Here is a 14,375-nt window from a genome sequence, read left to right as displayed (position 1 = left end):
CGGTCGGCAGCCGAGTCAGTCGAAGTAGGTCGCCAACCGCTCAGCCGCCTCCTCGACGCGCGGCGTCACGAGAGCGAATCGGAGCCACTCCGTTCGGGAGTCGCCGAACGCCTCGCCGGGCATTCCGGCGACGCCGGCCTCGTCGATCAATCGTTCGACGTTCTCGAGCGTTCCCGGATAGCCGTCGAAGCGGGCCATGACGTAGAACGATCCCTTCGGCGTGGTGTACTCCGCACCTGCCGCGTCCAAGGCGTCGGTGAACGTCACGACGCGCTCCCGAAGCAGGTCGCGGTTGGCTTCGTAGTAGTCCGGCCCCGTCTCGCGCAGGGCCTCCAGGACCGCGTACTGGCCGGGACGGGTGGTCGCGACGTTGACCAGCATGTGCCGGCTCTTGGCGTTCTCGACGAGGTGCGGTGGAAAGATCGCGTACCCCACGCGCACGCCGGTGATCGCCATCGACTTCGAGTACGCATTGGTGACGATCCGGTGGTTCGAATCGAACTCGAGCGCGCTCGAGAACTCCCCCGAGAGATCGAAGTGGTCGTACACTTCGTCGCTGACGAGGATCGCGTCGTACTCCTCGGCGATGGCGACGAGTTCCCGAACCGTCTCCTCCGGGTAGACCGCTCCGGTCGGGTTGTTCGGCGAGTTGACGACGATCGCCGCCGTCTCCTCGCTCGCGGCCTCGCGAACGTCGGCGGGATCGAGCTGCCCCTCGTCGTCCGTCGCGACGAATCGCTGGGTCCCACCCAACATCGTCGTCTTGCCGGGATAGTAGGGGTAAACCGGGTCCGTCAGGACGATCTCGCTTCCGCGGTCGCGCTCGAGCGCCCGTGCCATCGCGAGGTAGTTCGCCTCGCCCGCGCCGTTCGTGATTACCACCTGCTCGGCGTCGACGCCCCGCCGGGCAGCGATCTCCTCGCGCAACTCGAGCAGCCCCTCGCTCGGCGGGTACTGGAACTGGTCGGGTTCGAGGTCGGCGTACTCGTGCAGGCCGTCCCGAAGTGCCTGGGGCGGCTCCCAGTCGGGGTTCCCGCTGACCATGTCGATGACGTCGCGGTCGGCCTGGTCGGCGTACTGCATGACGTGAAAGAACAGCGGCGTCTCGTACTCCATGTGGGGGAGACGGTGGCGGCGGACCGTCGTTCTTTCCGTTCGAGTCGCGGAACCGTTCGCGTGAAACCCGTGCTTTGACACGTCGTCGGCCCCTCGACTCGAGCACGATGAACGACGACATCGACCGCGAACTGCCGATGGCCGTCGCCGACGCGCTCCGGGACCGCGAGGAGACCCTCGCCGTCGCCGAGTCCTGTACCGGCGGGCTGATCGGCGCCGCGGTCACGGCCGTCCCCGGCGCGAGCGACTACTTCGACTCCGGACTGACGACCTATGCCTACGACGCCAAACGCCGACATCTCGGCGTCAGCCGTGAGGCACTCGACGAGCACGGCGCCGTCTCCGAACCCGTCGCGCACGAGATGGCCCGCGGCGTGCGAGACGTTGCGAATGTCACGTGGGGGATCGCGACGACCGGCGTTGCCGGCCCGACCGGCGGTACTGAAGAAGATCCAGTCGGCACCGTCTACATCGGCGTCGCGTACGCCGGCCCGTGGGGGAGCGAGTCCTCCTTTTCCGCCGTCAATCGGTACGTCTTCGACGGCGATCGAGCAACCGTCCGCGCGAAGACCGTTGATCGGGCGCTTGAGGATCTGCTCGAGGCGATCGACGCGCGGTGATCGTCTGCTCGCTCGGTAGGTGTCTCCATCGGTCAGGAAGGTGGTTTTCCGCCGACAACTTCGGACGACCGACGACCGTTTTCGACAGATAGACCAGAACCGGTTTTTGAATTAGCAGGCTAGTGACCGTATGAACCGTCAGCACGCCGTCTTTGCAGCAGGCGCTCTCGCACTCTTCACCGCGATCGTCCATCTGGTGTTCGGAGTCGTCGATCTGTACAACTGGCTCGTCAACGGGGACTCCGTCTCGATACTACCGTTTGCCTTCGTCGCGTTCTCGCTGATCGTCTTCCTCCTGATCTACACGTACTCCAAGGGCCTACTTCGAGAGGCGCAGGCGTACGCGGCAGGTGCGCTCGTGATGGTCCTCCCGATCGTCGGCTACGCCGACTGGCACGCCGCGGGCGTCACCGAGTCCGCCCTCGGACTCGACGACGCCGGACTGGGTCACGAGCACAGTCACAACGACGACGATCACGGTCACAACGGTGACGATCACAGCCACGACGACGATCACGGTCACAACGGTGACGACCACAGCCACGACGACGATCACGGTCACAACGGAGACGACCACAGCCACGACGACGATCACGGTCACAACGGAGACGACCACAGCCACGATGACGACCACGATCACAATGGAGACGATCACGGCCACAGCCACGACGACGAGGGCGGCGTCATCGAGGTCACGATCGACCACCTGCGAGACGACATGATGGCCCTGTCGACCAAAGTCGCCGAGTTCGCGGCCTTCGCGCTCTTTACGGCGCTCGCCATTACCGAACGGTAATCCGGGTCGGGATCACCGACTCGAGCGGGCCGACGACACCGGAACTCGAGACGAGAACGGACTCCGACTCGCTCCCATCTCGCACGTCGCGACCGACCGACACGAGTCGGTGACAGTCATCGAGAGAAACCTTTTCGGCGGTTGCCTCTCCAGTAGCGATAGATGAACAAGAAGGGACACGTTCTCAACGCGGTTCTCCTGAGTCTCGGACTGGGCTACCTCCTCGAGCCGGCAGGCGACCTCGAGACGTTTCGGGCCATAATCATGATCGGCGTCCCGGTGACGCTGGGCGCCCTCTTTCCGGACGTCGACACGGCCTTCGGCAAACACCGGAAAACGCTGCACAGCCTTCCGGTTCTCGCCGGTTTCATCGCCTTTCCGTACGTCTTCGGAAATCTCGAGTACGTCTGGATCGGCGTGCTGACTCACTACGTGCTCGACGTGGCGGGAAGCAAGCGCGGTATCGCGCTGTTCTACCCCCTCTGGAAGAAGGAGTTCGGGCTGCCGGTCGGCGTCGCGGTCAGCAGCAAACACGCGACCGCGGTGACGGTTGTCATCACCGTTCTGGAACTGGTGCTCGTCGCGCTGGTTCTGTACGAGGTTCCCCAGTGGGGGCTCGAGCTAGGGCGGCAGGCGGTCGGCATCTGACGCCCCCATGGCGCTCTGCGTACCGAACACGGAATTTCTCGGGGACGTTCGCGAACTGTTCCGTCGATTCGAGACGGACCCGCGTGACGCCGAGACGTAGCGCACGTTAACCCCGTGCCCACGGTACGTACCGTATGACCACCGCGTCGCATCGAACGATCGGTAACACGGCCGTCGCCGTCGGAAGCCCGTGGCTGTTCTTCGCCGTGTCAGTGGGGGCGACGTGGCTGTTCTGGCTCTCTGCTATCGCCCTCGGGCTCCGGTTCGACAGTGCTGCAGGACTCGCGTTGCTGTTAGCGGGACTCGCCGCTCCCGGGGTCGCCGGTATCGGGTTCGTCTACCTCGTCTACGGGAAGCGAGGGCGAGCGGATTTCTGGGCCCGGATCACGGAGGTTCGTCGAATCGGAGTCCGGTGGTTCGCCATTATTCTGCTCCTCCCGGTCGCGGTGACGCTCGTCGCAGCGGCCGTCGATCTACTGCTGGGTGGTTCAGGGCTCGTGTGGGGCGAAGGCGTGCGGGAGTTCGGGACGAATCCGGCGGCGATTCTGCCGGCGCTGTTCTTCGCGACGCTCCCGCCGATCCTCGAGGAACTGGGGTGGCGAGGCTACGCGCTGGACCGGCTGCAGCTGCACTGGTCCGCGCTCAGCGCGAGTCTGATCCTGGGCGTCGTCTGGTCGCTCTGGCATCTCCCGTTGTTCTTTATTCCGGGGTCGTTCCAGCACGATATGGTTGGGTTCGGGACGATCGGATTCTGGCTGTTCACGATCGGGATCGTCGCCCTCTCGCCGGCGTTCACGTGGGTGTACAACCACACCGCACGGAGCATCCTCGGCATCATCCTGCTGCACGGCTGGGTCAACTTTACCGCCGAAACGCTCGAGGTCGCGGATCCCGCCTACTACCTCCACTGGATACTGCTGGCCGTACTTCTCACGGTGATCTGGGGGCCGAAGGCCCTGAGGAGGGACGACGACGTACCGCATCCGCCGCCCGGTTCCGAGCGATAGGTCGGCTGTTCGGTAGGCTGTTCTCACCCCTGCACCGGGTGTGAGCCGCGACCGCTACAGCCGCCAGTACGAGTTCGTGGCGGTCGATACGTCCACAAAACGAAGGGGCGAGTGCGAATCGGCGACCGAAAAATCAGTTGTTCGGCGTCCACTCTCGGCAGGCGTCCATGTCGTCCATCGCTTCGTCGTGGCGGCCGCAGTACGGAACCATCCCCTCGGAGGAACGGACGTACTCGAAGTGACCGCAGTTCCCGCAGTACTGGTCCGTCGGTTCGTTCGGCGTGGCCGGCTCCGAGCCGACGATTTCGGCGTCACGGCCGTTACCGGCGTCGAGCGGCGAGGAGAGATCCGACGTTGCCGTCCCGCCGTCGCTGGTTGGGGTGCCGGCGGTCGGCGCTCGAGGACGTGCCGAGCCACTGGAACGGCCGGTGCCGGCGCTGGTTCCCGTCGTCGACCGCGATTTCGATTCGGAGGCGGTCGAGGATTCGTCGTACGACAGTTGTGTTCCGTCGGACTCTGGATCGTTAGTCTGCGTCTCGACGTCGCCGTCCGGCGTGCCGCCGAAGAAGCCGATGCCGCCGAAGCCGGTCGACTCGTTCGATTCGGTGACTTCGACGACGGTCTGGTTGTGCCGGGTGACGTTCATCTCGAGTGCGCCGCCGGGGTCGTTGCGGGTCTTGAAGTTGACGACGGCGGTGAACAGGCTCCAGAGGGCCGTAAACAGGCCGAGCAGGTAGATTGCGGAGACGCGGAGCGTGTGGTCGTCGCCGTAGGATCGCCAGTCGTTGGGGTAGGCGCCCCAGAAGAGGACGACGCCGAGCAGACACAGGCTCACGCTGATCGCCGCGGCGGCCTGGACCCGACGGCCGGCCGGAAGGACGATGAAGACACCGACGAGTGCGGCCGGGACCCCGAGGCCGGCGAGCACGCCGGCGATGCGGATGGACGCGTAGTGGGCGTCGATGTTCGGAGAGAGCGATGCGGCGAGCCCGCTCCAGAGGTCGGTCGTCGCCATGAGTACGGCCGCGACCGCCAGGATCGCGCCGACGAGGACGAGTGCCGTCCCCGCGTACAGACGCTGGGGGCTCGCCACCTCCCCTGCGCTCCCGTCGTAGGCCTCGGTCAGGCTTGTCATGCACGGGTGTTCGGACTCCCACCACAAAACGATACGTCAGACACACGTCGTGCAAAAGCGGGGTCACTCGACGCCGAACCGTCGGGATTCCCACCGCTGTCGGGCCGATGAGCCGGTGAAGCGAACCACCGACTCCGGAACCGCCTCCCCTCCGGAAACGAAAGCTTGAATCGACGCGCTCGCAAACCCCCGTTCATGAGCGACGAGGACGACGATGAGCCAGCCGTGACACTCGGAGAGTCAACCCCCGTCGAGGGCGCCCCCCTCGCCCGCGTCACGTCCCGGCTGGTCTGGCCCAAAGAGAAAAGCGAGATCGATCGACTCGAGGGCGACAGCGTCGTCCGAACGCCCGACGGGCCACAGGAGCTGTCGTCCATCCTCGAGTCGATCGACGAGACGTACTTCCAGCGCCACCAGGAGTTCGAGACCCACGTCCGAGCGGTTATCGGCACCGGACCGATCCCGACGGCGGACGAGTAAGTAGCCGTGGCGACCGAGGGTGCCCGGAGCGGCGGTCGGTGGCTTCGCGACCAGTTCGATCGGCTCTCGTGGTTCCAGAAGTCGCTGCTGACCGGTGCGATCCTGACGATTCTGTGGATGCACTACGTCCCGGGCGACCTCGAGCGACGGGTCTGGGTCGACGGACTGTTACTGATCGGCGGCCCGCTCGCTCTGGGCCTCACGCACGGGAACCACATCGGCTGGAACATCAACCGCGTCGCCGTCCGGAACGCGGTGTTGCTCTCGCTGTTCGTCCTCCCGTTCTACCTGATCGGCTCGACGCTGCCGACGATCCGAGAGTTCTATCCGATGTGGGAGACGTCGGCCGCGCTGGGCGAGTTCGTGCCCCACGCGGTCCAGCTATTCATCCTCGCGCTGGCCGCCGAGACGTACTATCGCGGCTTGCTCTGTGTTGGCGTCAGGGAGATCGGGTTCAAGGCGGTGCTCATCAGCCCCGTCGTCTACATGATCCACCACGCCGGGAAACCGCCGATCGAGTTCCTGCTGTCGGGACCGACGGACATCCTCTTCGGCGCGGTGGATTACCAGTCTAACTCCATTCTCCCCTCCGTCATCGCTCACGGGGCGGGCCTCGTTTTGCTCGACTGGCTCGTGGTTCACGACCCGCTGTTCGATCCGACGTCGGCGTTACAACACCTCGAGTGGCTGCCGATCCCGTTGTGACGGCCGGGTGTGCTCGGCTTTCGAACGGCGCCCCTGTCTGAGACGGACGGCCGAATCGCGCCCCGGCGACGGTGGGGCTTTAGTACGTTCCCGCCGATGACTCCAGTATGAGTCTCCCAATCGACCCGGCGACGATCGACCCGGAGGATTTCGGCGAGAAACAGGCCGTCCTCGAGATGGACCACGAGGACGCGATCGAACACGTCCGCGAGGTCTGCGAGGACGTCGGTTTCGGTATTCCCGTCGAGTTTTCGCCGTCGGAACTGCTCAACGAGAAGGTCGACGCCGACCGTGATCCCTACTACGTGCTCGGGGCCTGCAATCCCAACATAGCCGATCAGGCGCTCGACGAGACGATGAAGATCGGCGGCCTCTTTCCCTGTAACATGATCGTCTGGCAGGAGGAGCCGGAACGCCAGCGGGTCTACCACCTCTCGATCATGAAGGTCGCCCGACTGCTCGGCACGGCACCGGACAACGAAGCGTGGGACGACATCATCGATACCACCGGCGACCTCACCGAGGAGGTCTTCGAGCGGCTCGACTCCGTTGATACCGAAGTCACCGACTGATACGGTCTGCTGTAACGATTTACCGGTGCAACCGCAGGACGGCTTCAGTTGCACCGGAAATGACTTACAGTAGTCCGTATGACGCTGCGAGCGCCTGTCGGCTCGATGACACCGCACTTCCGCTTGCCCATCTCTGTACCGCCGCTCGCTCCTGTTTCCACCGAGTCAACTCGCTCGAGCCGCCCCACTCTGCTCTCGAGATCGGTCGCGCCCCAAATGTCAATCTTTACGTATTGTTCGACTCACGTGACAGTATGGACGCTCGAACCGCGTTTTTCGCCCTCCTGCTCGTCGCTCTCGGCGTGATCTGCGCCCTTCTGGTCGCCCCGCTGTTGCAGTACGTGCTGGCTGCGGGTCTCCTCGCGTTCGTTCTGTATCCCGCGCACGAACGACTCGAGAAGCGACTCGGTGCTCGTCTCTCGGCGCTCGCGCTCACCGCCTTTGCGATCGTCGCCGCCGTCGTCCCGCTGATCTACTTCTCGATCGTCGTGCTCCAGACCGTGTTCTCCTTCCTGGACGATTTCGACGAACTCGCCGCCGTCGAGGAGGTCAGGGCTGCCGCGCTCGAACTCGGGATCGAGGCGGAGGTGCTCGACGAACTCGAGTCGGAACTCCTCGCGGAGATCGAGGGCTCGCTCTCCGGCTCCGTCGAAATCGTCCTCCAGGAGCTGATCGGGCTCCTGAACGCGAGCATTCGGATGAGTTTCGGGCTTCTCGTGCTCGTGTTCCTCCTGTACTATCTGCTGGTGGACGGCGACCGATTCGTCGCCTGGGTCAGCGACATCGCGCCGCTCGAGGACGACGTTCGCGACGAACTGTTCGACGAGATCGAGGTCGTCACCTGGGCGGTGATCTACAGCCACGTGCTTGTCGCCGTCGTCGAAGGGCTACTGGGCGGGCTCGGATTCTACCTGCTAGGGGTCCCGAACGTGGCGTTCTGGACCGTCGTCATGATCGTCGTCTCGTTCCTGCCGGCGGTCGGCGTCTGGCTGGTCTGGGGGCCGGCCGTCGTCTACCTCGCGATCACGGCAGATCCGCTTACCGCGGCCGTAATGTTGCTGTACGGGATCGCCGTCCTCTCGATCGTCGACAACTACCTGCGGGCAATCTTTGTCGACCGCGGGTCGGGACTGCACCCGGCGGTGGTCCTCGTGGGCGTCATCGGCGGGATCTACCTGCTCGGAATCATGGGGCTGTTCCTCGGCCCGGTTCTGCTCGCGGTGTTCAAGGCCGGACTGAACGTCTTCAACACGATGAACCTGACCGTCGAGGAAGGTGACTCACAGTCGGTCGATGCGGAGTCCGACGGACAGCTCCCGGAGGCAGAATAGTCGTCGCGAGATTCGAGCGTCGTCGTCAGTCGCGTCTCCGCGGCGTCAGCACCCGCCCGATCAAGGATTTCGACGTAGCGCTCACCGTCACTCGTCGTCCCCGCCGACCTGCTCGCCCTCGCTCGCGTCGACCTCCTCGAGGTACTGTTCGGCGTCGAACCGAACGTACGCCGAGAAGACCGCGATCACGCCGACGACGAACAGCGGGACCCCGACGAGCAACGCGAGGATCGCGATCACGGTGAGCAGTTCGGTACTGACGAGTGCGAGCCACATACCCGATCGTACGGCTCTGGACGGTTTAGAGGCGCGGTTTTCGACGGCGCGTTTCGAGGAGACCCATCCGTCAGAGCCATTCGAAGAAGCAAAATTAGATCAGATCGAGTGGGGTGGGTAGGCCGCCGGTCACCGAGACTACCCGCTACCCGCCTCGAGAGAACGCGCTGAGGTTCGACTGTAACCCGGCGGCGAGTTCGGACTTTCGCCGGAGGCGGGCGTAGGAGACCGGCAGCTGCGTCGAAACCTCCGCGACGGCTTCGTGGAAGGTCTCGGCCTCGCCATAGTTGCCCTCGAAGGCGTTGCGCACGCTCTCGCGGACCTGCCAGACGCCGACGGGGGCCCAGTAGTCGTCGCTCACTTCCCGGAGGACCAGACACTTCGCCTGGCGGCCGATCGACTCTAAGTACTCCAGTACCCCCAGCCGGGCGGCGTAGTAGGCTCCTGCAGTTTCCTCGACGTAGCTCGAGCGCCCCTCGAACCCCTCCGAGGCGCTCGCGAGCCAGATGTCGTCGTGGGGATCGGGGTTCCAGATGCTGCCGGGGGCTTTCATCTCGACGAGTTCGAACTCCCAGTTGCCCGGCGCGAGGACGATCCAGTAGCGGTTGCCGACGTACTCGTTGGCCCAGACCTGCACTTCGTCGATGCTGGGTTCGCTCCGGATGCCGCCGCGGAGGTACTGGCCGATCGTATCGTCGACGGCGGTGATCGACCAGCGCGTGGGAACGAGGCGACGCTGTTTCGTCTCGCCGAGCGCGCCCGCCGAGAGGATCGAGTTGATCTCGTAGACGTCGAAGCCGCGCCGGTAGAGGTAGGTCATCGCCCCCTGAGCCTGCCAGTCGTCGTCCTCTAAGGTCTTCTTGACCTGTTTCGGGACGTAGGGATTTTCCCGCAGTTCGGCGTTGCGAGCGTTGGCTCGCGGACCGCGCGGTGTCGCGACGTCCGTCCCCGCGTCGAGCCCCAGATCCGGTTTCGCGTCCAGTCCGATCTCGAGGTCGACCGGTTTCCCGGCGATGGCGACCTCCCGCTGGACGCCCACGAACCCGTCCCAGGTGTCGTGAACGGAGGGCGCCAACCGGCTCGCGATGCTCGGCGAGTCGACGTTCGCGCGCTTGCTGGAGTTCAACAGCCCCGTGCGGCGCTGGAGCACGTCCGGGATGTCGTACCCCTGCTGGTACCAGTTGCCGTCGGTGACGTACTCCTCGGCCGCGTCCTCGTCGCCGACCGGCGAGAGGAGTCCCACGGGGATGTCGGGGTAGTTCGACCGGCCGACGAAGATCGACGGGGCCGTCGATCCCACGAGGGAGTCGCCGCTGAGCGCGCTGTCGAACCGTTGCTCGAACTCCTCGAGATGGTCCGTGATCGCGTAGGATTTCTCCTTCGCGAGGCGCCGTCGCTCGGCTTCCTCGTCGGGCTCGAGATCCTCGATGTAGTCGTCGAGGCGCATTCGGTTGCGTGTAGGAACGGCCCGGGTTTGAATGTTGAGTTGCGGGCCGACGGTCGCCCCCAATCGAACGGTTTCAGGGACCGAAATCGTCCGAGTCGTTATGTACTGCTTCGTGGTACACTTCCGCACACCCGTGGATCTCCTGTCAGTCGTGATCGCGATCCTCGCGCTCGGCGTCGGCGCGCAGGTGCTCGCCAAACGCCTGCAGGTCCCCAGCGTGCTCTTTCTCATCGTCATCGGCGTTATCGTCGGTCCCGAAGGGCTCGGATTCGTCACCATCGAGACCTTCGGCGACGGACTCTCGACGGTCGTCGGCGTCAGCGTCGCCATCATCATCTTCGACGGCGCCTTTCATCTCCGGCGCGAGAAACTCGAGCAGGCCCCACAGGCCGTGGTCCGACTCATGACGATCGGTGCAGCGCTGACGTTCGTCGGAACGGCGCTCGCGGTTCGATTCTTCCTCGGCACCGAGTGGGACGTCGCCTTTCTGATCGGCGCGCTGTTGATCGCGACCGGTCCGACGGTGATCACGCCGCTGCTCGAGGTGCTCACGCTCCGGGAACACGTCGGCACTGCCCTCGAGGCCGAGGGAATTTTCAACGACGTCACCGCGGCCGTGCTCGCGATCGTCATCTTCGAGGCCCTCGTCGTCGGGGACTCGCCGGAGCTGATTCCGCCGGCGTTCCTCCAGCGGCTGGCGGCGGGGATCGGGATCGGGATCGTCGTCGCGCTGATCGTTCGAACGATTCTCGTCCACGCCACGACGCCGGCGGGGAACGCGCCGCAGTTGGCGCGGCTGGTGACGCTCGTCGGCGCGCTCGTCGCGTTCGGTCTCGCCGAGTCGGTGTTCTCCGAAACCGGCGTGGCCGCGGCCGCAACCGCCGGCTTCGTTCTCGGTAACGTCGATCTCCCCCACCGCGAAGAGATCCTGCAGTTCAACCGCGACCTCACGCTGATCGTGCTCTCGTTCGTCTTCATCTCGCTCGCGGCGTTGATCGACTTCGACTCGCTGATCGGGCTCGGAACGGGTGGTATCGCCGTCGTCGTCGCGGTCACGCTGTTCATCCGCCCCATCCTCGTCGCCCTCTCGGCGACCGACCGGCAGTTCAGCCGCGACGAACAACTGTTCCTCTCGTTCGTCGGTCCCCGGGGGATTATTCCGGCGTCGGTGGCGACGCTGTTCGCCATCGAACTCGAGGCTGCGGGCCAGTTCGAGGCCGCCCAGACGCTCGCGGGCACCGTCTTTCTCGTCATCTTCATCACGGTCGTCTTACAGGCGGGGCTCGCCCGCCAGATCGCGGAGTACTTTCAGGTCATTCCAATGCGCACCATCATCGTCGGCGGCGGCCGGGTCGGCCGATCGCTCGCCACTCGACTGGAGAATCGCGGAGAAAACGTCGTCCTGATCGACGAAGACCCGGACGTCGTCGAGGATCTCCGACGGGACGGATTCACCGCCCACGGGGGCGACGGCACCGACGACGAAACGCTGCGAGAAGCCGGCATCGAGGACGCGAAGATCGCCGTCGCGACGACGGCGGACGACGACACGAACCTGCTGGTCTGTCAGCTCGCCCGGACGAAATACGACGTCAAGACCGTCGTTGCGCGGGTCAACACGCCCAGCAACGTCGACGCCTTCGAGACGCTCGACGTCCGGGCCATCGACGTCTCGAGCGCGACCGCGTGGTCGCTCGACAATCAGATCGAACGACCCGCGCTCGCCCAGTGGATGACCCAGATCGGGGAGGGCCACGATGCCCAGGAAATCTCGGTCACCGCCAGCGATTTGGTCGGTTCGACCATCGCCGAGCTGGACGCCGAGATCCCCGACGGCTGTATCGTTGCCGTCATCGCGCGCGAGGGGGAGACGTCCGTCCCCAGCGCGGACACGGTGCTCGAGGCGGGAGACAAGGTGACGTTTCTCGGGCGCGAGGATGCGGTGAAAGCAGCCGTCCGGCGGTTTCATCCGCACGACTGACGGCTGCAGTTTCGACCGCAGAATGTCAGAGGCAGAGGTCCGGTCTGGCGTTCACCCACCGAACCTCATCCTTCCCTTTCGGCTGGAATATAAAGTACCCAGCAGGGTGTTTTCTGGCTCAGAAAACGCTGGGGCGAGACGTCCCATACCACTCGTCAACACGCACCGTGGACAGCGTACCGGTCTCGAGCCCCCAAAAGACAACCGTTAAAAACGGCGGGCGGGAAGGGAGGGGTATGAGTACGACGGACGACAAGCAGACCCGATCCTGCGTCTCCTGCGGGATCAACATCGCGGGCACGAACGCCGCTGCGTTCAAGTGTCCCGACTGTGGCGCCCAGATCTACCGCTGTGCCAAGTGCCGCAAACAGAGCAACCTCTACGAGTGCCCCGACTGCGGATTCACCGGCCCGTAAGACACCCATGGGAAAAGTAGCTGCCAAAATCAAGGTCATGCCGGACAGCCCAGAGATCGACCTGGACGCGCTCCAGGAGCGTCTCGAGAGCGCCCTCCCCGAGGGTGCGAAGATCAACGGCGTCGAACGTGAGGACGTCGCCTTCGGTCTCATCGCGCTCTACCCGACCGTGATCGTTCCCGACGGCTCGGGCGGGACGGAGACCGTCGAGGAGAACTTCTCGGAAGTCGACGGCGTCGAAAGCGTCGGCGTCGAAAACGTCGGCCGTATCTGATCCGGTCTTCGGCCGAATTCTTCAGCAACCACACACTCCGAGGAGCCGTTGGCATCGCGCCGTTCGTGGCCGTCGCGTGACTCGTGAGTCGCCGTCGCGTGACTCGTGAGTCGCCGTCGCGTGGCTCGAGAAACGGCCGTTGACGTGACGTTCAGGCCTCGAGTCGGACTCCGCCAGCCGCGCGGCTCTCGCAATTCTTACCATCCCACCTGAGAAAGAGTGTCGACGTGAACGTCCTGTCGGATCCGACGAAACGCCGGTGGCTCGCGTGGGGAGCGCTAGTGATCGTCTTCCTGCTCGTCAATCTCCACCGGCTGTCGACGGCCGTGCTGTCGGAACGGCTGACTGCCGACTTCGAGACGACGGCGGCACAGCTCGGCACGCTGCACGCCTCGTTCTTCCTCATCTACGCGGCGATCCAGATTCCGACCGGCGTCCTCGCCGACCGACTCGGCCCGCGGTACGTCGGCTCGGCCGGTGCCGTCGTCCTGAGCGTCGGGGCCGTCGGCTTCGCACTCAGTGGGAGCTACCTCGCCGCGTTCGGGTCGCGCGCGCTCATCGGTCTGGGCAGCGGCGTCATCTTCGTCTCGATTCTGCGATTCTGTGCGAACTGGTACCGCGCCGACGAGTTCGCGACGATGACTGGATTGACCGGCAGCGTGGCCGGTCTCGGTGCGATCCTCGCGACGACGCCGCTCGCGGTCACCGTCGATCTGTTCGGCTGGCGGGAGACGATGTTCGGCCTCGCCGGCGTCGGGTTCGTCGCGGCCGGAGCCGTCTACGTCCTCGCGCGTCAGTCGCCGGCCGACGCCGGGCTAGAACCGATCAAGGGCGTTCCCGAACAGCCGTCGGTCACGCTCGGAGAGATCGGCGGCCACCTGCGGACGCTCGCACGAGACCTCGACCAGTGGCTGCTCTCGATCGTGTTCTTCGCGGGCAACGGCGCGATGCTGACGCTGGTGGGGATGTGGGGCGTCCCGTACATCGTCGTGGTCTACGATCTGAACGTCACGACGGCCTCGTACTTCACGCTCCTCGCATCGATCGGCGTGCTGTTCGGTCCGACGACCATCGGCTGGCTCTCCGACAGACAGGGCCAGCGGCTGCTGCCGATGACGGCCGGGATCGGCCTGTTCGCGGTCGCACTCGCCGCGGTCCCCGTCTTCGGCCGACCGCCGCTCGCCGTCGTCGCCGTCTCCTATCTGGCGTGTGGCTTCCTCTTCGGCGCCGCGATGCTCTCGCTGTCGGTCGTCAAGGAACGGTATCCGGCCGGCGCCAGCGGCGTCGCGACGGCGACCGTGAACACGGCGGGCTTCATCGGCGGCACGATCCTCCCGACGGTGATGGGGGTAGCCCTCGACGCCTATCAGACCGGAGAAACCGTCGGCGGCACCGTCGCTTACACCGAGTTCGGCTACCGGATCGCCTTCGGCATCCTCGCTGGAACCGTCGCCGTCGGCTTCCTGTGTTCGTGTTGGTTGCTCGTCCGGGATCGCAGAGAGGAGGCGTCGCCGCCGAGTCAGGCAGCCTCGAGTTCGGACTAGCCTATCGTAGATAGTCGACCGGTTCGA

16 protein-coding genes are annotated in these 14,375 nt (G+C 65.1%); 12 read left to right on the top strand and 4 right to left on the bottom strand.

Translation table 11 applies throughout. The features are described 5' to 3' along the window. Positions 1 to 15: 15 nt before the first annotated feature. Entirely contained in the window at positions 16 to 1,116 is a 1,101-nt protein-coding gene (locus ACSFDB_RS15375; protein ID WP_440771814.1) for a pyridoxal phosphate-dependent aminotransferase, read from the bottom strand. Positions 1,117 to 1,223: 107 nt separating this feature from the next. Here ACSFDB_RS15375 and ACSFDB_RS15370 point away from each other — a divergent pair, with 107 nt between their 5' ends. The 4 genes from ACSFDB_RS15370 to ACSFDB_RS15355 all read left to right on the top strand — a co-directional run bounded on the left by ACSFDB_RS15370 (position 1,224) and on the right by ACSFDB_RS15355 (position 4,187). Then, positions 1,224 to 1,736, top strand: coding sequence for a CinA family protein (locus ACSFDB_RS15370; protein WP_440771813.1), 513 nt, complete (start codon positions 1,224 to 1,226; stop codon positions 1,734 to 1,736). Between the two features lie 130 nt (positions 1,737 to 1,866). Beyond that, positions 1,867 to 2,532 (top strand): hypothetical protein, encoded by a 666-nt coding sequence (locus tag ACSFDB_RS15365; RefSeq protein ID WP_440771812.1) that lies wholly within the window; start codon positions 1,867 to 1,869, stop codon positions 2,530 to 2,532. A gap of 162 nt (positions 2,533 to 2,694) precedes the next feature. After that, complete coding sequence (locus tag ACSFDB_RS15360; protein ID WP_440771811.1) at positions 2,695 to 3,180, top strand: metal-dependent hydrolase; 486 nt, start codon at positions 2,695 to 2,697, stop codon at positions 3,178 to 3,180. Between the two features lie 134 nt (positions 3,181 to 3,314). Further along, positions 3,315 to 4,187, top strand: coding sequence for a CPBP family glutamic-type intramembrane protease (locus ACSFDB_RS15355; protein ID WP_440771810.1), 873 nt, complete (start codon positions 3,315 to 3,317; stop codon positions 4,185 to 4,187). Positions 4,188 to 4,320: 133 nt separating this feature from the next. On the opposite strand, the gene ACSFDB_RS15350 is transcribed toward ACSFDB_RS15355, so the two are convergent. Then, positions 4,321 to 5,322: a cell division protein CdpA domain-containing protein gene (locus ACSFDB_RS15350; RefSeq protein ID WP_440771809.1), complete on the bottom strand. Its 1,002-nt coding sequence runs from the start codon at positions 5,320 to 5,322 to the stop codon at positions 4,321 to 4,323. A gap of 195 nt (positions 5,323 to 5,517) precedes the next feature. Between ACSFDB_RS15350 and ACSFDB_RS15345 the strand changes: the two genes are divergently transcribed. The 4 genes from ACSFDB_RS15345 (at position 5,518) to ACSFDB_RS15330 (ending at position 8,410) form a co-directional block, all read left to right on the top strand. Beyond that, positions 5,518 to 5,802, top strand: a complete 285-nt coding sequence (locus ACSFDB_RS15345) for a DUF5789 family protein (protein ID WP_440771808.1) — start codon at positions 5,518 to 5,520, stop codon at positions 5,800 to 5,802. 6 nt (positions 5,803 to 5,808) lie between these two features. Next, the gene (locus tag ACSFDB_RS15340; RefSeq protein WP_440771807.1) at positions 5,809 to 6,507 is read left to right on the top strand and encodes a CPBP family glutamic-type intramembrane protease; all 699 of its coding nucleotides are present in this window, start codon (positions 5,809 to 5,811) and stop codon (positions 6,505 to 6,507) included. Positions 6,508 to 6,614: 107 nt separating this feature from the next. Further along, positions 6,615 to 7,079, top strand: coding sequence for a DUF302 domain-containing protein (locus ACSFDB_RS15335; protein WP_090303387.1), 465 nt, complete (start codon positions 6,615 to 6,617; stop codon positions 7,077 to 7,079). Between the two features lie 254 nt (positions 7,080 to 7,333). Then, positions 7,334 to 8,410 carry an AI-2E family transporter gene (locus tag ACSFDB_RS15330; RefSeq protein ID WP_440771806.1) on the top strand — a complete coding sequence of 359 codons (1,077 nt, stop codon included), beginning with the start codon at positions 7,334 to 7,336 and terminating at the stop codon, positions 8,408 to 8,410. An 87-nt stretch (positions 8,411 to 8,497) separates the two neighbouring features. On the opposite strand, the gene ACSFDB_RS15325 is transcribed toward ACSFDB_RS15330, so the two are convergent. Continuing rightward, positions 8,498 to 8,686 carry a hypothetical protein gene (locus tag ACSFDB_RS15325; RefSeq protein WP_440771805.1) on the bottom strand — a complete coding sequence of 63 codons (189 nt, stop codon included), beginning with the start codon at positions 8,684 to 8,686 and terminating at the stop codon, positions 8,498 to 8,500. 145 nt (positions 8,687 to 8,831) lie between these two features. Further along, positions 8,832 to 10,133: a DNA repair protein NreA gene (gene nreA, locus ACSFDB_RS15320; protein WP_440771804.1), complete on the bottom strand. Its 1,302-nt coding sequence runs from the start codon at positions 10,131 to 10,133 to the stop codon at positions 8,832 to 8,834. Between the two features lie 100 nt (positions 10,134 to 10,233). Here nreA and ACSFDB_RS15315 point away from each other — a divergent pair, with 100 nt between their 5' ends. The 4 genes from ACSFDB_RS15315 to ACSFDB_RS15300 all read left to right on the top strand — a co-directional run bounded on the left by ACSFDB_RS15315 (position 10,234) and on the right by ACSFDB_RS15300 (position 14,348). Continuing rightward, positions 10,234 to 12,114 carry a cation:proton antiporter domain-containing protein gene (locus ACSFDB_RS15315; protein WP_440771803.1) on the top strand — a complete coding sequence of 627 codons (1,881 nt, stop codon included), beginning with the start codon at positions 10,234 to 10,236 and terminating at the stop codon, positions 12,112 to 12,114. Positions 12,115 to 12,350: 236 nt separating this feature from the next. Beyond that, complete coding sequence (locus tag ACSFDB_RS15310) at positions 12,351 to 12,530, top strand: HVO_2753 family zinc finger protein (RefSeq protein WP_006090569.1); 180 nt, start codon at positions 12,351 to 12,353, stop codon at positions 12,528 to 12,530. Between the two features lie 7 nt (positions 12,531 to 12,537). Then, the gene (locus ACSFDB_RS15305) at positions 12,538 to 12,804 is read left to right on the top strand and encodes an elongation factor 1-beta (protein ID WP_440771802.1); all 267 of its coding nucleotides are present in this window, start codon (positions 12,538 to 12,540) and stop codon (positions 12,802 to 12,804) included. Between the two features lie 227 nt (positions 12,805 to 13,031). Then, entirely contained in the window at positions 13,032 to 14,348 is a 1,317-nt protein-coding gene (locus ACSFDB_RS15300; RefSeq protein ID WP_440771801.1) for an MFS transporter, read from the top strand. Positions 14,349 to 14,375: the final 27 nt, after the last annotated feature.

This window comes from Natronorubrum amylolyticum, from assembly GCF_052040145.1.
Classification (GTDB): Archaea; Halobacteriota; Halobacteria; order Halobacteriales; family Natrialbaceae; genus Natronorubrum.
This window is presented reverse-complemented; position numbering and strand designations above follow the sequence as displayed.